This is a genomic window from Caballeronia sp. GAFFF2, from assembly GCF_023631485.1.
GTDB lineage: Bacteria > Pseudomonadota > Gammaproteobacteria > Burkholderiales > Burkholderiaceae > Caballeronia.
This window is the reverse complement of sequence record NZ_JALQDA010000030.1, coordinates 120,176-140,952: the sequence shown is the minus strand read 5'-3', so window position 1 is coordinate 140,952 and position 20,777 is coordinate 120,176. Positions and strand designations below refer to the sequence as shown.

At 61.7% G+C, this 20,777-nt stretch carries 21 protein-coding genes; 9 read left to right on the top strand and 12 right to left on the bottom strand.

What is annotated here, in order from left to right:
* Position 1: 1 nt before the first annotated feature.
* Together NCT04_RS22865 and NCT04_RS22860 are read right to left on the bottom strand one after the other, a co-directional pair.
* Positions 2–805 (bottom strand): amino acid ABC transporter ATP-binding protein, encoded by an 804-nt coding sequence (locus NCT04_RS22865; RefSeq protein ID WP_284507916.1) that lies wholly within the window; start codon positions 803–805, stop codon positions 2–4.
* A 28-nt stretch (positions 806–833) separates the two neighbouring features.
* Positions 834–1,811, bottom strand: coding sequence for an ABC transporter substrate-binding protein (locus NCT04_RS22860; RefSeq protein WP_244831143.1), 978 nt, complete (start codon positions 1,809–1,811; stop codon positions 834–836).
* Positions 1,812–2,025: 214 nt separating this feature from the next.
* On the opposite strand from NCT04_RS22860, the gene NCT04_RS22855 reads away from it, so the two are divergent.
* Complete coding sequence (locus NCT04_RS22855) at positions 2,026–2,706, top strand: helix-turn-helix domain-containing protein (protein ID WP_250467843.1); 681 nt, start codon at positions 2,026–2,028, stop codon at positions 2,704–2,706.
* Here the strand turns inward: NCT04_RS22855 and NCT04_RS22850 are convergent.
* The 5 genes from NCT04_RS22850 to NCT04_RS22830 form a co-directional block, all read right to left on the bottom strand.
* Complete coding sequence (locus NCT04_RS22850) at positions 2,679–3,689, bottom strand: helix-turn-helix domain-containing protein (RefSeq protein WP_250467842.1); 1,011 nt, start codon at positions 3,687–3,689, stop codon at positions 2,679–2,681. The two genes, NCT04_RS22855 and NCT04_RS22850, sit on opposite strands and share 28 nt — an antisense overlap.
* 36 nt (positions 3,690–3,725) lie before the next feature.
* Positions 3,726–4,511 (bottom strand): ethanolamine ammonia-lyase subunit EutC, encoded by a 786-nt coding sequence (gene eutC, locus NCT04_RS22845; protein ID WP_250467841.1) that lies wholly within the window; start codon positions 4,509–4,511, stop codon positions 3,726–3,728.
* Positions 4,508–5,902: an ethanolamine ammonia-lyase subunit EutB gene (locus NCT04_RS22840; RefSeq protein WP_250467840.1), complete on the bottom strand. Its 1,395-nt coding sequence runs from the start codon at positions 5,900–5,902 to the stop codon at positions 4,508–4,510. Before NCT04_RS22840 ends, eutC begins: the two co-directional genes overlap by 4 nt.
* 121 nt (positions 5,903–6,023) lie before the next feature.
* Positions 6,024–6,686, bottom strand: coding sequence for an HAD family hydrolase (locus tag NCT04_RS22835; RefSeq protein ID WP_250467839.1), 663 nt, complete (start codon positions 6,684–6,686; stop codon positions 6,024–6,026).
* Positions 6,687–6,702: 16 nt separating this feature from the next.
* Complete coding sequence (locus NCT04_RS22830; RefSeq protein WP_250467838.1) at positions 6,703–7,287, bottom strand: hypothetical protein; 585 nt, start codon at positions 7,285–7,287, stop codon at positions 6,703–6,705.
* A 199-nt stretch (positions 7,288–7,486) separates the two neighbouring features.
* Here NCT04_RS22830 and NCT04_RS22825 point away from each other — a divergent pair, with 199 nt between their 5' ends.
* The gene (locus NCT04_RS22825) at positions 7,487–8,023 is read left to right on the top strand and encodes a YbaK/EbsC family protein (RefSeq protein ID WP_250467837.1); all 537 of its coding nucleotides are present in this window, start codon (positions 7,487–7,489) and stop codon (positions 8,021–8,023) included.
* Between the two features lie 13 nt (positions 8,024–8,036).
* Here NCT04_RS22825 and NCT04_RS22820 read toward each other — a convergent pair whose 3' ends face one another.
* Together NCT04_RS22820 and NCT04_RS22815 are read right to left on the bottom strand one after the other, a co-directional pair.
* Entirely contained in the window at positions 8,037–8,402 is a 366-nt protein-coding gene (locus NCT04_RS22820; RefSeq protein WP_250467836.1) for a glyoxalase superfamily protein, read from the bottom strand.
* 7 nt (positions 8,403–8,409) lie between these two features.
* Entirely contained in the window at positions 8,410–9,150 is a 741-nt protein-coding gene (locus tag NCT04_RS22815; RefSeq protein ID WP_250467835.1) for a DUF2278 family protein, read from the bottom strand.
* A 121-nt stretch (positions 9,151–9,271) separates the two neighbouring features.
* On the opposite strand from NCT04_RS22815, the gene NCT04_RS22810 reads away from it, so the two are divergent.
* The 4 genes from NCT04_RS22810 to NCT04_RS22795 all read left to right on the top strand — a co-directional run bounded on the left by NCT04_RS22810 (position 9,272) and on the right by NCT04_RS22795 (position 14,675).
* Positions 9,272–10,942: a purple acid phosphatase family protein gene (locus NCT04_RS22810; protein WP_250467834.1), complete on the top strand. Its 1,671-nt coding sequence runs from the start codon at positions 9,272–9,274 to the stop codon at positions 10,940–10,942.
* A 283-nt stretch (positions 10,943–11,225) separates the two neighbouring features.
* Entirely contained in the window at positions 11,226–13,448 is a 2,223-nt protein-coding gene (locus NCT04_RS22805; RefSeq protein ID WP_244831133.1) for a TonB-dependent receptor, read from the top strand.
* Between the two features lie 60 nt (positions 13,449–13,508).
* Positions 13,509–14,195, top strand: coding sequence for a Fe2+-dependent dioxygenase (locus tag NCT04_RS22800; RefSeq protein WP_244831132.1), 687 nt, complete (start codon positions 13,509–13,511; stop codon positions 14,193–14,195).
* Between the two features lie 99 nt (positions 14,196–14,294).
* Positions 14,295–14,675 (top strand): TraR/DksA family transcriptional regulator, encoded by a 381-nt coding sequence (locus NCT04_RS22795; protein ID WP_250467833.1) that lies wholly within the window; start codon positions 14,295–14,297, stop codon positions 14,673–14,675.
* Positions 14,676–14,686: 11 nt separating this feature from the next.
* Here NCT04_RS22795 and NCT04_RS22790 read toward each other — a convergent pair whose 3' ends face one another.
* The gene (locus NCT04_RS22790) at positions 14,687–15,571 is read right to left on the bottom strand and encodes a LysR family transcriptional regulator (RefSeq protein WP_250467832.1); all 885 of its coding nucleotides are present in this window, start codon (positions 15,569–15,571) and stop codon (positions 14,687–14,689) included.
* Positions 15,572–15,715: 144 nt separating this feature from the next.
* Here NCT04_RS22790 and NCT04_RS22785 point away from each other — a divergent pair, with 144 nt between their 5' ends.
* From NCT04_RS22785 to NCT04_RS22775, 3 genes are all read left to right on the top strand, one after another.
* On the top strand, positions 15,716–16,183 hold the full coding sequence (locus tag NCT04_RS22785) for a cupin domain-containing protein (RefSeq protein ID WP_250467831.1): 468 nt from the start codon (positions 15,716–15,718) through the stop codon (positions 16,181–16,183).
* A gap of 172 nt (positions 16,184–16,355) precedes the next feature.
* Positions 16,356–16,895, top strand: a complete 540-nt coding sequence (locus NCT04_RS22780; RefSeq protein WP_250467830.1) for an ester cyclase — start codon at positions 16,356–16,358, stop codon at positions 16,893–16,895.
* A gap of 70 nt (positions 16,896–16,965) precedes the next feature.
* Complete coding sequence (locus tag NCT04_RS22775; protein WP_250467829.1) at positions 16,966–17,892, top strand: LysR family transcriptional regulator; 927 nt, start codon at positions 16,966–16,968, stop codon at positions 17,890–17,892.
* An 18-nt stretch (positions 17,893–17,910) separates the two neighbouring features.
* Here the strand turns inward: NCT04_RS22775 and NCT04_RS22770 are convergent, their stop codons facing one another.
* Positions 17,911–19,758 carry an FUSC family protein gene (locus tag NCT04_RS22770; RefSeq protein WP_250467828.1) on the bottom strand — a complete coding sequence of 616 codons (1,848 nt, stop codon included), beginning with the start codon at positions 19,756–19,758 and terminating at the stop codon, positions 17,911–17,913.
* A gap of 156 nt (positions 19,759–19,914) precedes the next feature.
* On the bottom strand, positions 19,915–20,703 hold the full coding sequence (locus NCT04_RS22765; protein ID WP_244831125.1) for a COG4705 family protein: 789 nt from the start codon (positions 20,701–20,703) through the stop codon (positions 19,915–19,917).
* Between the last annotated feature and the right edge of the window lie 74 nt (positions 20,704–20,777).

Here is a 20,777-nt window from a genome sequence, read left to right as displayed (position 1 = left end):
GTCAGTGCTCCAACACCGCGCGCAAAAACGCGCGCGTGCGTTCGACCTTTGCATCGTGAAAGATCTGCCGTGGCGGTCCTTCCTCGACGATCTTGCCATCGGCCATGAACACGACCTTGTCGGACACGCTTTCAGCGAAGCGCATCTCGTGCGTCACGATGATCATCGTCATGCCTTCGTCCGCGAGCTTGCGCATGACGCCGAGCACTTCGCCCACGAGCTCGGGATCGAGCGCGGAAGTCGCTTCGTCGAAAAGCATGAGCCGCGGCTTCATGGCGAGCGCGCGCGCAATGGCCACGCGTTGTTGCTGGCCGCCCGACAATTGATCGGGAAACGCGTTGCGCTTCTCGTCCATGCCCACTTTCGTTAGCAACGCACGCGCTTCGTCGATCAACTCGCGGCCGCTGCGCTTCTGCACCTTGCGCGGTCCGAGCAGGACGTTGTCGATCACACTCAAGTGCGGAAACAGGTTGAAGCGCTGGAACACCATGCCGATATTCGCGCGCATGGCGGCGAGTTCGCGGCCCGACATCGCTTGCCAGCCGTCACCGTGACGACGCTCGCCGATAGCCGCGCCGTCGATGAAGATATGCCCCGCGCTCGGCGTCTCGAGAAAGTTCACGCAGCGCAACAGCGTGGTCTTGCCCGAGCCGCTCGGTCCGATCAGCGACACCTTTTGCCCCGGCATCACATCGAGGTCGATGCCCTTCAACACATGATGCGTGCCGAAGGACTTGTGCAGGCGGTCGATACGCACGAGCATGCGCGTATCGACCGAAGGAGTGGCGCTTAGCGTCGCAGACATATCGCGGTGTCCCATGATGATCCGGCCTTCAGGCGAAGGCTTTGCTGAAGTCCCGCGAATCGTGCGCGAACGGGCCAATCAGCGCGCCCTTCGCGTCGCGGTCCACGCCGGTGCGCGGGTCGGTCGGCAACGGCTGCAAGTAGTCGGGATTGTCGATCCCGTACTTCGCGAGAATCGGCTTGATCTGGTTGGTGCGCCAGAGCCAGCGCACGCCTTCGTTGATGCCGTCGAACAGATCCTTCTTGTCCGGACTCACGCCCCAGATCGACGCGAACTTGCCCGTGAGGCTGGGGTACGCTGCGTCGAAACCGATGGGAATCTGTTTCAGTCCCCACGACGGATTCTGCTGGATCATGTAGTCCACGGTCGGCGCGTCGAGCACGGCAAAGTCGAGACGCCCCGCGACGACATCGCGCAAGCACGAGTCGATACCGTCATACAGTTTCACTTCGACGATGCCCGGAACCTTCTTCATGTCGGGCACGACCGAATAACCCGTCGCCGTGCCGATGGTGTGCCCGCTCAAGTCTGCGATGGCAAGCGAACTCTTCTGCGTCTGGTTTTGCCGCATGATGACGTAGGCGCCCGTGTAGAAAACGGGATCGGTGAGCAACAACAGTTTGGCGCGGATCGGCGTCCACGCGAAGTTGCCGCCGAACCAGTCCACGCGGCCCGACTTCACCGCTTCGATCACGGCGGAAAAGGTCATCTGCTGCACGTCGATCTTCAGTTGCAGACGCTCGGCGATCAACTGCAGCATGTCGAAGTCCGTTCCCACGAGCTTGCCGTCGCGCACGGATGCAATCGGCATGTCGCCGAGGCACGCAGCGGTCAGATAGCCGGGACGCACGGTTTTGATCGGCGCGAGCGTCGGTGCGGCGAGTGCCGCGCGACCGAGCGTGCTTGCGCCGAGTCCTGCGACGACCCCGTAGCCCGCCGTCTTGAGAAAGCCTCGCCGGGATGACTTGAGTGCGTCGATGGCGTGGGTGAGAGGATCGTCGAACATGGTGGTCAGCCCTTCCTGAATGGATTCATCGGGTAACGTCGGCGGTTTTTGCGTATATGCAAAACCATGAAAACCATCGTATTGAGCTAAAATTTGATGGTCAAGAAAAACTTTTGCATATACGCAAAAACATGCAAACGCCGGGCGCTTATGTCACCATGTCGTGATGGCGAAGTGGCGGTTCCCCGCATATCGAACGAATACAAGAGACACCATGCAAACAGAAAATCGCCCGCGAAAGGCGGCGCAGAGAACGAGCCCTGCGGCAAAGGCGGCGGTCGTGCGCAAGCCCAAGCGCAAGCCAGGAGCCGAGGCGGCGCCCGCACCCACGCCTGTTGAAGAAACCAGCGAAGCGAGTCCCGGGGAGACCATCGCGCATCATCGGCACGCGCGGGGCATGACGCTCGCGGCGTTGTCGGAGTTGTCGTCGGTGGCGATCTCGACCATCTCGCGTATCGAGAATGGCCGTATATCGCCGACCTATTCGGTGTTGTCGCGGCTAGCGAAGGCGCTCGATATCCGTTGGCCCGACATGGTCGGCGGCAACGAAAAGTCCTTTGCGCAAGGCTGTCGGGCAGTGAGCCGCGCGGGTCATGGCGTGAAGCATCCGACCTCCACCGGTATCTTTGAATGGCTCGGCGCGGACCTCGTGACGAAGTCGATGGAGCCGACGCTCATCGAAGCCAGTGCCGATACCGGCAAGCATGTGCTCTCGGCGCATGACGGACAGGAGTTCATCTACGTCACCGATGGCTCGTTGATATTCATGATGCGCGACTACGCACCGCTCATGCTCGAAAAAGGCGACAGCGTGTATTTCGATGCAGCCACGCCGCACGCATGCTATGGCGTCAAGATGCCGGCGCGCTATCTGTCGATCGTGGCAAAGCCGTGAGCTCGCGCGGTTGCGGTGTTGAGCGTTTCCGAAGGACGCATGCCGAAAAGCTTGCGATAGTCGAGCGCGAACTGGCTGAGGTGCCAGAAACCCCATGCAGCGGCAGCGTCCTGAACGGTTTGCGTCTTTTGCGCGGCACCGGCATGTCGTAGCTGACGTCGCGCACCGTTGAGGCGTATGGCGCGCAAATAGACATTCGGCGCCATGCCGAATGCTTCCTGAAAACAGTATTGAAGCGTGCGGCGGCTCACATGCAGATGCGTGCACAGTTCGGGCACGTTCACGGCGCGGTCGTGATTTTCGAGCACATAGTGACGCGCTTGCGTTGCGATCGCATGACGACGCGAGGCCACGGGCAGCGCGACCGGCTCGCCGCATTGCAGCGCGCCGCACTCGAAGAGCCACGACAACAAGGACGAGCGCATCGACTCGGTCGGTGTGATTTCGCCTCGCAACATGATCATGAGCGATGCCGCGAGTCGCGCACGTTCTCCCGCACCCACGACGACGATCTCACCGCGCGACATGGCGCATTCGAGATCGATATGCTCGACGTCTTCGGCATGACGGCGCAGCGCATCATGCGTTGCAACCACGCCGAGAATTTCGTAGCCGGACGGCGTCAACAGTTCGAACTCGACGCCGCCCGGGCGAACCGCAAGCGCGTTTTCATCGATGGCGCGCGACTGTATGCGCCCGGCGCCATCGCGCAAGAGCGGGATGCCGAACCAGCACGCATCGACCGGCACTTCGCAGCTTTGGCGCAAGGTCTGGCTCGTCGTCTCGCGAAACAACTGCACGTCGTCGAAGTCGATCTCGGCAAGCGTGCCGACGAAGCGTCCGGCGCTCAACTGATCGTAGACCTGCCGCCAGCCGCGCAGATTGCCCGCCTGCTCGTCCGCATCGTGCGAGACGAGCCGATGCACGCACGGACCGCGCGGCGCGTCAGCGTTCGGCTTGGATGGTCTCGCTGCGCTTCTCATGGGACGAATATAGATCGCCAAAATGAAGTGTGTCGTTCAGGCGTGGCACGCAATCGACGTCAGTGGTTCTTTCGCGGCGATAGCCGCGTCGCTGTCGTCCTTGAGCGCGACGCCCGTAAGGCCCATACGACGCGCATGCGTCAGCAGATAATGCAGCTTGTACGCCGCCGCGTCGTGGTTCAAACCTTCCGGACGCACGTTGGATATGCAGTTGCGCTCGGCGTCGCTGCGGCCTACCGCTGGCGCGTAAGTCACGTAGATGCCGAGACTGTCCGGCGAGCTCAGGCCCGGCCGTTCGCCGATCAACATCACGACGATACGCGCGCGCATTACTTCGCCGATCTCGTCGGCGAGCGCGACGCGTCCTTGCCGGGCGATCACGACAGGTCCGATGTTCCAGTCGTCGAGTCTCGAACGAATCGCCTGCAAGAAAGGCACGGCCTGCTTCGATGCAGCGAACGCCGACAAGCCGTCCGCGATCACGAAGAGCACGTCATGGTTTCGCGCACACGTTGCGTCGAGCATTGCGCGGCTTTCATCGGCGAGACGGCGGCCAAGGTCGGGGCGACGCAGATAATGCGCGCGATCCGGCGCCGCGCTATGCACATCGACAACGTTCGCAAAGCCGGCATCGGCAAGACGCGCGCGAAGTGCGTCGACATCGAGGGGATGATGCACGGCGTCGCGCGCCTGCGCATGCGCGAGATTGAACGCAAGCAACGGTTCGGTCGGCATGCCACTGCCCGCGCGGCCGAGCGCAATGCGCGCGTTCGTGAATTGCCGCAACGACTGCCACGGGTTCTTGACGAGCGTATCGCTCATGCGGCTCCCATCCATTCGCGCGATGCTTCGAGCAAGGGCTGACGCGTCGCCGAATCGATCAATGCGCCGCGCGCATTGGCTATCTGCATCGTTTCGAGCCAGGTTTCGAACTCGGGCGCGCGGCGCAGGCCGAGCACTTCGCGCGCATAGAGCGCGTCGTGAAACGAGGTGCTTTGATAGTTGAGCATGACATCGTCCGCGCCCGGCACGCCGATGATGAAGTTGATGCCCGCGACACCGAGCAACGTGAGCAGGCTGTCCATGTCGTCCTGGTCCGCTTCGGCGTGATTGGTGTAGCAAATGTCGCAGCCCATCGGCACGCCGAGCAGCTTGCCGCAAAAGTGATCTTCGAGACCGGCGCGCATGATCTGCTTGCCATCGTAAAGATACTCGGGACCGATGAACCCGACCACCGTGTTGACGAGCAGCGGTTCGAACTTGCGCGCGACGGCATACGCGCGCACTTCGCAGGTCTGTTGATCGACGCCATGATGCGCGTTCGCCGACAGCGCGCTGCCTTGTCCCGTCTCGAAGTACATCACGTTGTCGCCCACGGTGCCGCGTTTGAGCGAGCGCGCGGCTTCGAACGATTCTTGCAGCAACGCGAGCGAAATGCCGAAGCTCGTATTGGCCTTTTCGGTGCCCGCAATCGACTGAAACACGAGATCGACAGGCGCGCCCTTCTCGATGGCCGTGATCGTGTTGGTCACATGCGTGAGCACGCAGGACTGCGTCGGTACGCCGAAGCGCTCGCGAAATTCGTCGATCATCACGAGCAGGGTCGTGATCGCGGCAAGATTGTCGCTGGCGGGATTGATGCCGATGACGGCATCGCCGCAACCGTACATCAGGCCATCGAGCATGGATGCCGCGATGCCCTTCACGTCATCGGTCGGATGATTCGGTTGCAGACGCACCGACATGCGCCCCGGCAAACCAATGGTATTGCGAAAGCGCGTCACGACCGGCCGCTTGCGTGCAACCGCGATGAGGTCCTGATTGCGCATCAGCTTCGACACGGCCGCGATCATTTCAGGCGTGAGGCCAAAGGTGATGCGTTCGAGCGCGGCGGTATCGGTCGTGTGGCTCAAGAGCCAGTTGCGGAAATCGCCGACGGTGAGATGCGCGATGTCCGCGAAGGCCTCGCGCGAGTGTTCATCGACGATCAGCCGCGTGACTTCGTCCTGCTCGTAGGGAATGAGCGGTTCTTCGAGGAACCTTTGCAAGGGCACGTTCGCCAGCGCTAGTTTAGCGGCGACACGTTCTTCCTCGCTCGTTGCGGCCACGCCCGCAAGTTGGTCGCCCGAGCGCATAGGGCTTGCCTTTGCCAGCAGGGTTTTAAGGTCGGCGAAGCGGTAGGTGCGCACGCCGATCGTTTCGGTAAAGCTCATGGGCGGCTCGCTCTTGGAAGGCCTCGTCGAAGGCAATCCTAGCGGCTCAAAAACCGGGGAGTTATCGAAAATCGGCAAACTTGGGCGATGCGCGCGGCTTCGCCCGAGGTTCATCGCGCGCTTAAGCTTTCAGCTTCTCAACCAGTTCACCGAAGCCCTGCAATACGATATCCGGCTCCATCGCCGCGCACCGCGCCTTGTCGCCGTAGCCATACGCGGCCCAGCAAGCAATGGCGCCGATGTTGCGTGCAAGGCCCAGATCCGCTTGCGTGTCGCCGACGACGGCAATCTCACCTCGGGGAACATGCGGATAGCGAGGCGCGATAAGTTGCTCGTAACACGCCGCATCCGGCTTCTTCGGCAAGCCGGGCGGGTCGCATACGAGCATGTCGAAGAAGTGGGCGATCCCGTAATGATCGATTGCCTTCTTCACCGACGCTTCCGCCTTGTTGCTCGTGATCACCAGGGCAACGCCCAAGGTTTGCAACTCCGTGAGCACGCGTTCGACATCGGCGAAAAGCTGCGTATGTTGCAGTCCACGTTCGACGTAATACGCGCGATACGTGGCCGCCCATTCATCCGCTTGAGCCACGCTCAGACGCGAGCCCATGAGCTGCTGCATGGCCTCGGACATGACCACGCCCGCTTCGATCACGTGCTCGACGCGCGCGGCATCGGGCCGCTCCACACCGTAATGATCGAAGGTCAATTCGATGCAGGTGCGAATTGCGTCATGCGTGGCGCACAACGTTCCGTCGAAATCGAGCAGGCAGAGTTTGATCATGCTTGGGTCATGTGCCTCAGGCCTTCACGATGCCCAATGCGACCAGCGCTTGTGCGACTGCCGCGCGCATTGGCCAGCTCCATTCGGCTTCGTGCTCTTCGGTATAGCCTTCGAGCACGCTGCCAGCCGCCACCGCGCCGGGATCGGCTATGGCATACGTAAAGATGAGCGAGTTGTCGCGCGGACGGCGCGGCAGGTCGACAGGATGCTGCTCGTAAATGAGCTTGCCCAGATTGCCGTATTGCACATTGGCGCCGCGATAGCTGGCATAGCCCGCGGCCTTGGCCAACTGCATGGCGGTGATGGTGCGCGCGGGCGCCTGATAGTGCGCGACGAGCATCTTCCGCTGCCCTGCGCTGACGGGCAAGATAGCCTTGAACGCCGCGATGTAGGCGTCCACTGCCGCATCTCCCGCGCCGGTCGCCGGTCCCATTTCCGCATCGATCGCCGCACGCACGGTGCGTTCGGCGTCGTCGAGCGTCTCTCCGGTTTCCTTGAACGCGGCCTTCTGATCCTTCCACGCCCAACATTGCGCCACACCGTTGGACGCGTTCTTGATAACCAGCTCATAGCCCCGGTACGTGACCGTCGATCGACTCATTCCAGCCCCTGAACAAAGATATCTTTTCGAGCGCGAACGCGGCTTGCTTGCCTGTTCGCATTCGATTCCACGAGGGACAAGTATATCCGGTCGATGCTTCCAGCATGGTTGCAGCGCTGCGCGGCTCACTGGATTCGGTTACGCTTGGCTTTTTTTCGGCACTTCGGGCCTTTGCCTGAAGCCTCTTTATCGAACGCTCATGAACACGCCACAAGCCGATTACGCTCTGAATCTCGACATCATGTCCGCCGACGAAGCGGCCGCGCGCCTGCCCGCATCCGTGCTCGCGTCGCTGAACGGCGCAAACGTCGATGTGTTTCGCGTGCCCGACGACGCCTCCGATACCGCCGCCTGCAGCGCGCGCTTCGGTATCGATCTCGACGACTGCGCGAACACCATCGTCGTGCGCTTCAAGAAGGACGGAGGCGAACAGTTCGCCGCTATCGTCACGCTGGCGACGCGCCGGCTCGACGTGAACGGCGCGGTCAAACGCGAACTCGGCGCGCAACGTATTTCGTTCGCGTCGCGCGAAGCGGCCACGGAGTTGTCGGGCATGGAGTACGGCGGCATCACCGCATTTGGCTTGCCTGAGTCGATGACCGTGCTCGTGGAAGCGTCCGTGATGGAGCGCGAGCGCATCGTGATGGGCGCAGGCATCCGCGAGGCAAAGCTGCTGCTCGCGCCGCAGCGTTTGCTCGCACTGCCGCAAGTGATCGTGGCGGCGTTGGCCGTGTAGCCTGGGATTGCCGTCAGTTCTTCGCCACTTCGCAGAACCGAATGCGATTGCCGAACGGATCGGCGACTTCCATCACGCGTCCCCAGTCCACCGTTTCGACGCCGGGCTTCGCATATCGATACGCCTTCGCTTCCAGCTCGCGATGCAACGTATCGATATCTTCCATCGGCACGAAGATGGTCGAACCGGGTGTTGCATCGCCATGATGCTCGCTCAAGTGCAACGTGAGGTCCGAGCGCCTGATCTGCGCGTAGAGGGGAAAGTTCTCGCCGAACGTATGCTCCCATTCGAGCGTGAAGCCGAGGAAGTCGAGATAGAACTCCTTGGCCCGATCGACGGCAAAGATGCGGATGATCGGTATGGCAGGATGAATTCGCATGCTGAGTTCAGTCGAGTATGGGATGCGACTCGCCCGGAATCGGAAAGCCGCGATCATCTGTCGGCACGAGTTGCGTTTGAAACGCCACGAAGAGCGCCTGATACTTGCCATCCACTTCGACGATCACGGCACCATCCTGCGACACACCGTTTTCATTCGAATGATCCTTCACGTGGCTACCCTTCATGGGCTTTGGATTGCCCTGATTCATATGCGTCTCGTGAAGCCCGTCTTCTCCCGGCTGAAAGAGAAAGCCGAAACCATAAACCGTGACGTCCTTCGTTGGTTTCCAGCCGCGCCGTTCATCCTTGTAGCTCGGCGTCGGATAAACATAGTTCACCGGATCGGCTGACATATCGAGCTGCAGCATCTCGTTGACGAGCGCGTTGATGTCGTTGTGCTCGCTTGCCGTGTCGAGCGGAATAGGACGCATGGCGCTTAGATCGACGAGGCCTTCTTCGTGCACGTAGTCGAGTTTCGGAAAGCTCGATGTGGTGACGCCCGCATTCAGTTTCGCGAGGTCTGCCGTGATCGCGTTGTCGAAGTTCTGATTCAGCACATACAACACGAGGTAACCCGCAGGACCCGTCAGCGAGCTATCCGACTTCACGTTCGTGACGATGCGAAACTCGTTGCCCTTCTCGTCGTCGCTTACGATCACATAGTGCGGGTCGCCTTTGTAACCGTCCAGAAAGGGAACGCCAAGCCTTACCTTTCCCTTGAACACCACGTACTCGTTGCTTGCCATTCTTCGCTCCTGTTTTCACCTAAGCCGGTCGTGCAGGCCGTTTGTCATAGCCGGGTCATACCGATAGTAATAATGTCTCCGGACACATCGCGTCCTGATCAAACGAGGAGACGGCCCGTCCATGGTAACGAAGAACCCGCAAGACTCCGCATCCATTGCATCGCGCAGAGGCTTTCTCAAGCTCGCCGGTGCGTCCGGCATAGCCACCGCGGCCAATGTCATGAGCGCGACGGCGAACGCGGCATCGCCCGGCCCGGATGGCACGCCCGAACAAGTGCATCTGACTTGGGGCCAAGACCCGACGCGCGAAGTCGTCGTGAGCTGGGCATCGCTTGCGCAGGCCGTGCATCCGCGTGTTCGCATCAGAACGCACGAAGGTCATGCAAGCGTGATTCACGGCGTACAACGCACTTATACCGATGGTCTGAACGGCGAGATTGTCTGCACGTATCATGCGCGTCTTGGCGACCTTCATCCGGACACGACGTATCACTACGAAGTCACCGCCGATAACGACAGCAACGCGGCCCAGCCTTTCAGCGCGAGCTTTCGCACGGCGCCGCGCGGCCGTCGCAAGTTCCGCTTCACGAGTTATGGCGACCTCGCGACGCCGAACACGGGCTGGGTGTTGTCGTCGCCGCAAAGCCGTTTCGCGGTGCAAGCCGTGGAACGTTTCGACCCGCTCTTTCACTTGCTCAACGGCGATCTCTGCTACGCGAATCTCAACGCCGCTCATCAGCCTGAAGTGTGGCGCGACTTCGGCAATAACGCGCAGGTCTCTGCCGCGAATCGTCCGTGGATGCCTTGTCCGGGCAATCACGAAGTCGAGTTCAACAACGGCCGCCAGGGCTTCGATTCCTATGTCACGCGCTACACGTTGCCCGACAACGGCACGCAGTTTCCGGGGCGCTGGTATAGCTTCCGCGTCAGTTCGGTGCTGTTCGTTTCGCTCGATGCCGACGACGTCGTGTATCAGGATGCCGCCGCATTCGTCGCCGGTCCCGCTCCGCTCGTGCCGGCCGCGAGCACGGGCAATCCGGCCATCGAACCGGGCACGTCGTTCTACATTCGCGGCTACAGTCAGGGGGAGCAGACGCGCTGGCTCGAAAAGACGCTGCGCGATGCGTCGCGCGACGACGACATCGACTGGATCATCGTGCAGATGCATCAGGACGCGCTGAGTTCGTCGAAGACGGGCAATGGCTCCGACAAGGGCATTCGCGAAGCATGGCTGCCCTTGTTCGACCGATACGGCGTGGACCTCGTGCTATGCGGCCACGATCACGATTACGAGCGCAGCCATCCCGTGCGCGGTTGCAATCATCACGCAGGCCGCGATGCGACGACGGGCGAACGCGTCGACACCTTGCAACCGCGTCCGGTGATGACAGCGCATCGCGCGAACGATCCTATCGATACTTCGCACGGCACGGTCCATCTGATTCTCGGCGGCGGCGGCACCAGCGCGCCGCTCGACGTCTACGGCACGGACGCGGGCACGGGCAATCCGCAAGCGCAGGTCTTCACGAAACGCAACCGGCCCATTCCGGGCGCGACGGCGGGCACGTTCGTGCGTCCCGTAGCGGATGCGGTGGAAGACGCCATCTGGTCCGCGCAACGCGATACGGGCACGGGCTACGGCATCGCCGTTTTCGACTGCGATCCGGGCGAGCATGGCGGCAAGACATCGATCACGATGAACTATTACCACGCGCCGGGCGCGGACCAGACGCCCACCGCGGACTACGAGTTGTTCGAAACCATCGTTCTCGAAAAAGGATGCCGTCGCTGATTGGCCCGCATTCACGCCCGCAGCGCCGCGCGTTGCGGGCGTTTTGCATCTTACGCATCTAGTACCGGCACTGTACGCACCCTTACAATCGCCTGACCATTTCGGAAAAAGTTCCCTGGAATTGTGAAATTCTTTCCAAATATTTCGGCCTTTGTGTAATGATAGTGATTCGCATTCACCTGAATTAAGGGCTTATTTCTGATTCGTGGATGCCGAGCCAAGAACAAGTCAATTGCGCATGCGTCAGCGACACGCATGCGGTCGAAAAAATTTGAGGAACGACATGTTGAGGAAAACACCGCTTGCCGCGGCGTTGGCCGCGTTTACCGTTGCGCCGATTGCGGCGCCGCTTTACGCGCAAACCGCCCCGCAAGTGACGCAGACGACCCAGGCCGATGCCCCGGTGAGCAACGCATCCGCACCGGAAACCGCCGCGCTGCCGGCGGTCAAGGTCACGGGACAGGCCGATCAGCAAGCCGACTTCCAGCCGGAAGTCTCGAGCGTCGGCGCCAAGGTTCCGACAGCGCTGCGCGACATTCCGCAGGCCGTCGTGGTCGTGCCGAAAGCAGTGCTGCAATCGCAAGCGGTGAGTTCGTTTTCCGACGCCTTGCGCAATGTGCCGGGCGTAACCCTCGGCGCGGCCGAAGGCGGCCAGATCGGCAACAACATCAACCTGCGCGGCTTCACGGCGCGCACCGACATCTATCTCGACGGCTTCCGCGACCGCGGCCAGTACTATCGCGATACCTTCAATCTCGAATCCATCGACGTGCTGTATGGCCCGTCGTCGCTGTACTTCGGGCGCGGTTCCACGGGCGGCGTCATCAATCAGGTCAGCAAGCAGCCAAACCTGAAGCCTCGCGCCGATGTTTCCGTGCAAGCGGGCACGCACGACCGCTATCGCAGCACGGTCGACATCAACCAGCCGCTCACGGATACCTCCGCGTTCCGTATCAACGCGTTCGGACAGGATCTCGGTTCGACCCGCGATCAGATGAAGAACAAGGATTACGGCGTGGCCCCGGAAGTGAAGTTCGGCATCGGTACGCCCACGCAGGTGACCTTGTCCGCGCTGATCCAGCATAACTACGATCAGCCCGACTATGGCATTCCGCCGCTGAACGGCCATCCCGCGCCGGTCGATAGGAAAACCTTCTACGGCTTCACGGACGACCGCACGATCCAGGACGTGCAGACGGTGAACGCGCGTGTGGAACATCGCTTCAACGACATGTTCACGCTGCGCAACCAGACGCAGTTCAGCCACTACAGCACCGAGGCGCGCGCGACCAACGCAGCGGCCGTGCTGACGGGTCCGCTCGGAACCTCGACCGCGCTTGCGAACGGCAACTACACGGCACTGCCGCTGTCGTCGCTCTTCGTGCGGCTGCAGGGCAAGGACCGCAACATCAACGATCACTCGGTCTATAACACGACCGATCTTCAGGGCAAGTTCGCAACCGGCTTCCTGAAGCACGACATGCTCGTCGGCGTCGATCTGAGTCACGAGACCTACAGCAACCAGAGCTTCACGGCGACCACGCCCGGCCTGCCTTCGAATACGCTCGCCATCGTGCCGCTCGTCGATCCGGCATACGTGCCGCGCCCGGCGAATTATCGTGAAGTCGCGACGAATCTGGCCGAATCGAGCGCGAACGGCATTGGTCTTTATTTGAACGATACGGTGTCCATCGGCGAGAACTGGAAGTGGATTGGCGGTGTGCGCTGGGACCGCTATGAAGCGTCGATCAACAATTCGATCAACGCGCCCGGTTACGCCACGCAGACCAACTTCTTCACGAGCGTGCGTACCGGCGTGGTGTGGCAGCCGGCCGACTGGCAATCGTATTACGTGTCGTACGGGACGTCGTTCAACCCGTCGCTCGAAGCACTGACGCTCACCAACAATCAGCAGAACACGCCGCCTGAAAAGAACCGTTCGTACGAAGTTGGCTCGAAGTGGGACTTGCTGAACGGCGGCCTTTCGGTGACGCAGTCGCTCTTCAACATCGAGAAGACCAACGCTCGCACGCAGGTTTCGACCGGCGAATACACGCTCGATGGCGACGTCCGCGTGCGCGGTTATCAGTTGGGCGTCGCGGGCCACATCACGAAGCAGTGGCAGATGTTCGGCGGCTACACCTACATGGACGGCACCGTGCAGAAGGCGCTCGACGGCACGACCGGCAACACGCTCGCCAACACGCCGCATCACATGCTCAACTTCTGGACGACCTACGACTTCACGCCGGCATGGCAGATCGGCGGCGGGCCTTCGTATGTGTCCTCGCGCTATGCAGCGAACAACAATCTCGTTCAGGTGGGCGGATACGTGCGCTGGGACGCGATGGCCGCCTATCATCAGAAGCGTTACGATATCCAGTTCAACGTGCTGAATCTGACGGACAAGCGTTACTACGACGCGCTGATCCCGTCGGATGGCGGACGCGCGGTGCCGGGCTACGGCCGCACCTTCCTCGCGACGTTGAATTACCGCTTCCGTTGATGTGCCTGCGCGCGCCACGCCGAACCAAGGCGCGGCGCGCGCAGTTGAAAAGCCAGAACGATGATCCTCTCCATACCCGGCGTTCTCACGCCCGAAGATGCCGCCGCCATGCGCGCACGGCTTGAAGCCGCCACGGACTCATGGGTCGACGGCCGCGCAACCGCTGGCTATCAGGGCGCGCCGGTCAAACATAACCGGCAGATCGCGGAAGGCTCGCCCATTGCGCATGAAATGGGCGACGCCATCGTCGGCGCGCTCGAACGGCATCCGCTCTTCATCAGCGCGGTGCTGCCCAATCGCGTGTATCCACCGCTCTTCAATCGCTACGAAGGCGGCATGCACTTCGGCAGTCATGTCGATGGCGCAATCCGTATCGTGCCGGGTCATGGCGCACGCGTGCGTACCGACGTCTCCGTCACGCTCTTCCTGTCCCGTCCCGAAGACTACGATGGCGGCGAACTCGTCATAGAAGACACGTATGGCGTGCAGGAAGTGAAATTGCCCGCGGGACATGCGATCGTTTATCCCGCGACGAGCCTGCATCAAGTACGGCCCGTGACGCGCGGCGCACGCGTGTCGAGCTTCTTCTGGGCGCAAAGCCTCGTGCGCGACGACGCTCAACGCGCCCTCCTCTTCGATCTCGACAACTCCATTCAACGCCTGAACGCCACGCAAGGCGATGAAGCCGCAAAGCGAACGCTCGTCGGCTGCTATCACAATCTGCTGCGCATGTGGAGCGAGACCTGAGCGGCCCTGCTTTTGTCGGAGCACGGCCACGAACAAGTTGCCTTGACAATGCCGACTGCCGAAGCGTACGTTTGATGAACACTTACTCGAGGCACCATCATGGCCACCGACGAAAACGGCTTGAGTGACGAGTTCATCGCAAAGCAGCGCGAACGTCTGGAAGCATTGCAGCGCGAATTGCTCGGCAACGAAGAAGGCACGATTGCGAGCGAGCGAAATCTACAGGAAGAACAAGGCGCCGAAGCCGAGGAATACGAAGACGACGCACAGCGACGCGAGCAATACGTATCGAATCAGGCGCTGCGCAACGTGAACGACTTGCGTATCGCCGACATCCAACGCGCGCTGCAAAAAATCGCGGAAGGCAGCTACGGTCTTTCCGACGAAAGCGGCGACCCCATTCCCAAGGCGCGCCTCGAGGTCATGCCCGAAGCCATTCTCACCGTCGCCGAGCAGAGCAAGCACGAAACGGGCCATTGAGGCTTTGCGCGTCAGGCACTTGCCGTGAATGCTTCGATCAACGCGCGTACCCGCGCGGGCCGCACACGCGAGCCCGGCAGCACGAGATTCACGGCAAGCGGCGCGGGGCGGCAATTCGCCAGCACTTCGACGAGCGCGCCCGTCGCGAGATACTGACGCGCGAAAAACTCGGGCATCTGCGCAAGGCCGATACCGAGCAACGCGGCCTCCGCCAGCGCCTCGCCGTGACTGATGCGAAACGGCGCTTGCGGTTCCACCGATACCTTTTCTCCGTTCTCGATGAATTCGAGCGGCCGGTCGCGCCCGTTCGTCGGCAGACGAAACGCAATCAACGTGTGATCTTCGAGGTCCCTCACCGCGCGAATTCTTGCGTGCCGCGAGAGGTACGTCGGGCTCGCGCATAACACGAGCGCCTGCTCGTCGATCTTTTGCGCAATTAGCGACGAGTCTTCGAGCTCGCCGAAGCGGATCGACGCATCGAGTCCTTCGTCGGTGAGACTCACGCGTCCATCGGAAAGACGCAGATCGAATTCGAGTAGCGGATAACGTTCGCGCAGACGCGCGAGCACCGGCAACACGACACGCACGCCATAGCCTATCGGTGCGCCAATGCGCAGCACGCCTGCGGGCTCGTCGTTGTCGCTGACAGAGTCCAGATCGAGCGCTTCGATTTCTTCGAGCAAGCGCGCGCTTTTCGCAAACAGCGCGCGACCTTCTTCGGTGAGCGTGACAGCGCGCGTGGTCCGGTGAAAAAGCCGCGCCCCGAGATCCTTTTCTAAGCGTGCGACGCTTTTCGCCACGGATGAAGGCGCAAGCCCGAGTTCACGTGCTGCTTGCGCAAAGCTGCCGTGGCGCGCGACAGCAGAAAAATTAACGAACTGGCTGAGATTCTTCATGGCGTCATTCGCGACAGATTAGCGTGAAAGACGTGGCACGGCTGCCCCCAATGCATGGCCGATATTCGCTTAGAGTAGCGCGGTGAGAGTGATTTCGGCTCATGTCTCATTAGTACGTCATACGAACTATATGGAGAATTTTTCATGTTCATGTTGAACGATAACCCGGTCGAATACGATTTCGGCGGTTCCCGCGCTCGCCTGCTCGTGTCCGGCAATCATACGGACGATGCTTACTGCATGCTGGAAATGTTCTCGCCTGCCGGACGCGCCACGCCCATGCATCGTCACGAGAATGAGGAAGAGACGCTGCTGATGCTGGAAGGCGAACTGGATGCCATCGTCGATGGTACGCGGCATCGCTTGCTGGCTGGCTCGACCGCGGTGCTGCCGCGTGGCTCGCGGCATCAGCTCATCAATTCCGGCGCGCAGACAGCCCGTTATCTCGTGATCTGCACGCCCGCAGGCTTCGACCGCTTCGTCGATGCTTGTGCCGATGCGCAAAGCGGCCAGGTCGTCCCGCACGACCCGACCGACGCGGACAAGGCCCGCATGCGCGAGGCCGCGTCGCGCTTCGGCATCACGCTTTATGCGCCGGCCGCGAAGGCTTGAAGACGCGCGGCACTTTTTGGTTTCGCTGAAGAATCATTCAAGAGGCAGACCCATTATCAAGCGACATCGATGAAAGCAGAATGGCTTTCATGCAAGGCGCATTGCAAGCAATAACCGAAGTCCGCGTTGCGCCGCGTAAACCTCATACGAACAGCCATTCACGGAGAACATCATGTCGCTCTTACGTATCGTGTCCGCTGCCCTTGGTGCAGCACTTGTTGCAAGTGCGCTGCCGGCGTCCGCCGCCGACAGCCTCGTCGAGCCGCAGACGCTTATCGTCGACAAAACTCTGTCGAAGCAGCAGGCGGCGCGGCAGATTCACGCGGCCCGCACCTACGACACGTTCTGGACTACCGGCGACGAAGCTCAGGCACGCGCCGCGCTCGCCGACGACTTCACGGACCGCACGCTGCCGCCCGGCCGCCCGCAGGGCATTGCCGGGCCGCTGACTGCATCGAAAACGTTTCATGCAGCCGTGCCGGACGTCCACGCTGCGGTCAAACAGATGATCGTCGCGGGCGACCGCGTCGTCACGCATCTGCACTTCACGGGGCATTTCACCGGCACGTTCAACGGCGTGCAGGGCAACGAACAACCGGTGGATTTCATCGCGACCGATATCTACCGTATCCGCGACGGCAAGATTACCGACAATTGGCATCTCGAAGACAACCTCGCTTTCCTGCAGCAACTCGGCGTGGTGAGCAAATAAGGGCGCGGGTATGATACCCACGCGCACCTCGGCGCGATCGTCCCACCTACCAAACCTGGAGCGGCAGCGCGTGGATAACCTGGGTGACATCCGGCTCTTCGTCGAAGCAGCGGCGCTTGGCAGTCTTTCGGCGGCCGGCCGCAAGCTCGATCTATCGCCGGCTGCGGCCAGCGCGCGGCTCGTGCGACTCGAAAGCGCGCTCGGCGTGCAACTCTTCGAGCGCACCACGCGCAGTCTGAGACTGACCGACGAAGGCCGCACATACCTGTCGCACTGCCAGCACGCGCTGCAAACACTCGACGACGCCCACGCCGCGCTGCACGCCGGACGCGCCGTGGTGAGCGGCAAGTTGCGCGTCTCGGCCACGTCGGATTTCGGCCGCCATGTCCTCACGCAATGGCTCGACGCCTTCAACGAGATGCATCCCGAGGTGAGCATTGCGTTGGTGTTGTCGGACTCGCTGTCGCATTTGCTACTCGACGATATCGACCTCGCGATACGTTTCGGCGTGCCCGCCGACAGCACGATGATCGCCAAGCGCATGGCGCCGAACCGTCGCACGCTATGCGCGTCACCGGCTTATATCGAGGCGCATGGCAGGCCAGAGAACGTCGCGGCGCTCGCTCGGCATCGCTTCATTTTGCTGAGTTCAGCTGCTGGCGTGGCGAACGAATGGCGTTTCATGCGCGATGCCCACAGCGAGAATTTCACCGCTCCGCTCACGCATGCACGCGAGACGAACGATGGCGCACTCGCGCGGCAATGGGCGCTCGAAGGACACGGTGTGGCGATGAAGTCCATATGGGACATCGGCGCGGATCTGCAGGCTGGCAGGCTCGAGCTTCTGCTGCCCGAATGGCGTTGCCCCGACACGCCCGTGCATGCGTTGTTTCAGCGGCGTCAGTACATGGCGCCGCGCGTGCGGGCGCTGCTCGATTATCTGAGCGCCAAATTTGCGGATGCGACGCGAGACCTCGCGCCTTATCTCGACAATTAACCGCACGTGCCGTCTGCCTCAATGGAAGCCGATTCGCGCCCGTAACGAAGCAAGCGTGCGCCACGTGACGGAGATATCGCGGCTGGCTTGTGCATCGCGAATGCGTGACGCAAGCAGCGCGACGGCGCCATCGAGCGAGACGAGTGCATCGCTGGTGCGGGTATCGATAGGAAGCGTGTTGCGTATCGGCCGTGCATAACGCGCGCGTATGCTTTCCAGCCGCGCCATCACCGAGCCGAAGCTGTGTTCGCTGCCAGCATCCTGTCGCGTATCGGAGCGCTCGCTGAGCATGGCGCGCACGTTGTGGACGCAGCACTGCAAGGCTCCGGCGATCTGCTCGTAACGCGGCTCCCAAACAAAGACGCGCTGAGGACGCAATGCAACGCGGAAGTCGTGCCATTGACGATCCAGCGCTCTGACCGCGGCGGCGGCCCGTCCCTGGTTTTCATCCGCATTGGCTGAAGCCACGCTCACGCCTTCGATCAAGGCATCGACCACGCCGACGAAGCGCGCCTCGATATGGCTCGCGGTATCGAGCGGCTTGACGGTGAACGCGGCGATCAAGGCGGCGAGGCATCCAATGGCCACTTCTTCGATCCGCAGTTCGACCAGCGGTTGCACGGCAAGGCCGAGACCGCCATAGACCAGACCCACGAGCACGGTGATGAAGAACACGCCCGGCCCGTATGCGCTCATGATGAAGTACGCCCAACCGAAAACGCAGAGCAGCATGGCGGCTGCAATCGCGGCGGGCTGATCGTGCAGACTCGTCACCAGAAGCGCGCTGACCAGTCCGCCCGCGAGTGTTCCGGCAATACGCTGCATGGCGCGATACAGCGTGTCGCCGCGCGAACGCGTACCGAGGAACACGACGAACACCGTGATGACGGCCCAGAACCAGCGCTCCGACGAGAGCACGTGACCCGCGAGCATGGCCATCAGCGCTGCCGCGCCCGTGCGCAAGGCGGGCAGCCACGAAAGGCTCGTGCGTAGCTGGCTCATGTCGATTCTCTTGCGCGGCGGCGGCGCGTTCTTGCGCTTCGAGTCCGTCGTCTCGATGCCTTCGAGCTTCGCAATCGCCGAGCGGAAGGCGCTTTCGCGTGCGGGGCGGCTCGTTGCATCGAAGACATATTGGCCTGCGGCGACTTCGAGTTCCACGAGCGCTTCGCGCAGCGCGCCGGCGTCGTCCGGGTCTAGAAGCGCGAGCCGGTCTTCGAAGGCGATGGCCGCTTCGTTCATCGAGGACAACGCCGTGTGCATGCGCCCCGCGCGGTGCGTTTCGCGGAGCACGTCTCTTGCGCGCAAGGCGACGGTGCGAATCGCCAGTTGTATCGCGGCAATCCGGCGTTGCGGCACGATTCCGCGCGCGACGCACACGATCACGCACGGCGCCACCATCGACAGCGCGAGGATCAAACCAGCCTTGTTCGACGATGGATGCAGATACACGCCAAAGTAAAAAGTCACGATGCCGATCAGCGCGCTGCCAAGCGCTCGAGGTCCGCAAGCCTGCACCAGCATGCCGGCGAAGAGCAGCGCGATGAACACCGCATCGGCGACGAACGGCACGGCATCGAGCGCGGCCGCCGTGGCGAAGCTCGACACGGCGACGAGATAGAGGGAAGAAAGGGAGACTAACCAGCCGCGCAGCGTGTGATCGCGCAAGAACAGCGGGGCGATCATGCAGAACAGCACGGCTAGTCCGGCGACCACCGGCGGTGACCCGAATCGCGCGGCCACTTCGATGCAGATGAAGGCGCTAATCAACGTGGCGAGCGTCGCACGAAGCGCCGTGACGAAGCGCGCGAGGCCGGGATCTGCTACGAGCAGGCGGTCAGCCGCTCGTCGAAAGACGATCGCAATCATGGGTCGACATCCGGTCGGAGATCGGACACGGCTTTTGGCCGCCGCCGATGCAAAGGGACAATGCCGATTCATCGTCGGCCGGGATCGCCGGCACTCGGACAAATACGGGTTTTCCCGGATGATAGCGCGTCAAAATTTTTTTTTGCGTGACTCAGGTCACGGATACGCCGCTGCCTTGCGCTTATCGACTCGATCCGTGATCCACACAGCCGCGACCATCGCCACGATGAGAACGACCGAAGCCGTGAAGCGGCTGAAAGCGAGTCCACCCTGGTCGACGGGTTTATCGAAGAAATCGCCCAGCGTGGCGCCGAGCGGCCGCGTCAGCACGAACGCGAGCCAGAAGAGCAGCGTGTGGGAAATCTGCGTAAAGAAGTACATCAGGCACACGGCAAGCAGCAGCGTGCCGAAAATCAGCGCGCTCACTTCGTAGCCGAGGCCGAGACCGCCGCGATCGTCGCCTGCGAGCCAGTCGCCGACGGCGGTGCCCAGCGTTTGCGAGAACAGGATCGTGATCCAGTAGAACCATTCGGCGCGCGGTGTGGTCACGCTCGACACCGCGACCGTTCCTTCCACGCGATACCAAAGAAAGATGCACAGCACCAGGCACACGACGATCAACGAGACGCCGCCCGGATAACCGAGCCCAACGGAGCGATCGGCAAAGTCGGCGAGCGTGGTTCCGAGCGTCGTGGTCGCGACGATGGTGATCCAGTAGAACGACGGATGGAAGCCCTTCGCCCGCACCTGCGCCATGACGAAGCCGACGAACAGGATCGCGAAAATCGCGGAGCCCACCAGATAGCCGAGATTCAGCGACATCGTGACCCAATCGCCGCCGGTCTCGCCGAGCGTCGTCGCCGCGATCTTGATGAGCCAGAAGCCGAGCGTGACGGCCGGCACCTTGAGGTCGTGTCGGTCCTGCGTTTCCGTATTGATTTGCATGTCGAAGTATTCCGTGAGAGCCGTGAGTCTCCGCAGAATAACAATCGATTCCTTAGCGGACGCTTAGCGCCGTT

Bases quoted from the DNA above. Each gene is read 5' to 3' on its own strand.
- NCT04_RS22865 (WP_284507916.1), bottom strand. From the start codon at position 805: ATGTCTGCGACGCTAAGCGCCACTCCTTCGGTCGATACGCGCATGCTC.
- NCT04_RS22860 (WP_244831143.1), bottom strand. From the start codon at position 1,811: ATGTTCGACGATCCTCTCACCCACGCCATCGACGCACTCAAGTCATCC.
- NCT04_RS22855 (WP_250467843.1), top strand. From the start codon at position 2,026: ATGCAAACAGAAAATCGCCCGCGAAAGGCGGCGCAGAGAACGAGCCCT.
- NCT04_RS22850 (WP_250467842.1), bottom strand. From the start codon at position 3,689: ATGAGAAGCGCAGCGAGACCATCCAAGCCGAACGCTGACGCGCCGCGC.
- eutC (WP_250467841.1), bottom strand. From the start codon at position 4,511: ATGAGCGATACGCTCGTCAAGAACCCGTGGCAGTCGTTGCGGCAATTC.
- NCT04_RS22840 (WP_250467840.1), bottom strand. From the start codon at position 5,902: ATGAGCTTTACCGAAACGATCGGCGTGCGCACCTACCGCTTCGCCGAC.
- NCT04_RS22835 (WP_250467839.1), bottom strand. From the start codon at position 6,686: ATGATCAAACTCTGCCTGCTCGATTTCGACGGAACGTTGTGCGCCACG.
- NCT04_RS22830 (WP_250467838.1), bottom strand. From the start codon at position 7,287: ATGAGTCGATCGACGGTCACGTACCGGGGCTATGAGCTGGTTATCAAG.
- NCT04_RS22825 (WP_250467837.1), top strand. From the start codon at position 7,487: ATGAACACGCCACAAGCCGATTACGCTCTGAATCTCGACATCATGTCC.
- NCT04_RS22820 (WP_250467836.1), bottom strand. From the start codon at position 8,402: ATGCGAATTCATCCTGCCATACCGATCATCCGCATCTTTGCCGTCGAT.
- NCT04_RS22815 (WP_250467835.1), bottom strand. From the start codon at position 9,150: ATGGCAAGCAACGAGTACGTGGTGTTCAAGGGAAAGGTAAGGCTTGGC.
- NCT04_RS22810 (WP_250467834.1), top strand. From the start codon at position 9,272: ATGGTAACGAAGAACCCGCAAGACTCCGCATCCATTGCATCGCGCAGA.
- NCT04_RS22805 (WP_244831133.1), top strand. From the start codon at position 11,226: ATGTTGAGGAAAACACCGCTTGCCGCGGCGTTGGCCGCGTTTACCGTT.
- NCT04_RS22800 (WP_244831132.1), top strand. From the start codon at position 13,509: ATGATCCTCTCCATACCCGGCGTTCTCACGCCCGAAGATGCCGCCGCC.
- NCT04_RS22795 (WP_250467833.1), top strand. From the start codon at position 14,295: ATGGCCACCGACGAAAACGGCTTGAGTGACGAGTTCATCGCAAAGCAG.
- NCT04_RS22790 (WP_250467832.1), bottom strand. From the start codon at position 15,571: ATGAAGAATCTCAGCCAGTTCGTTAATTTTTCTGCTGTCGCGCGCCAC.
- NCT04_RS22785 (WP_250467831.1), top strand. From the start codon at position 15,716: ATGTTCATGTTGAACGATAACCCGGTCGAATACGATTTCGGCGGTTCC.
- NCT04_RS22780 (WP_250467830.1), top strand. From the start codon at position 16,356: ATGTCGCTCTTACGTATCGTGTCCGCTGCCCTTGGTGCAGCACTTGTT.
- NCT04_RS22770 (WP_250467828.1), bottom strand. From the start codon at position 19,758: ATGATTGCGATCGTCTTTCGACGAGCGGCTGACCGCCTGCTCGTAGCA.
- NCT04_RS22765 (WP_244831125.1), bottom strand. From the start codon at position 20,703: ATGCAAATCAATACGGAAACGCAGGACCGACACGACCTCAAGGTGCCG.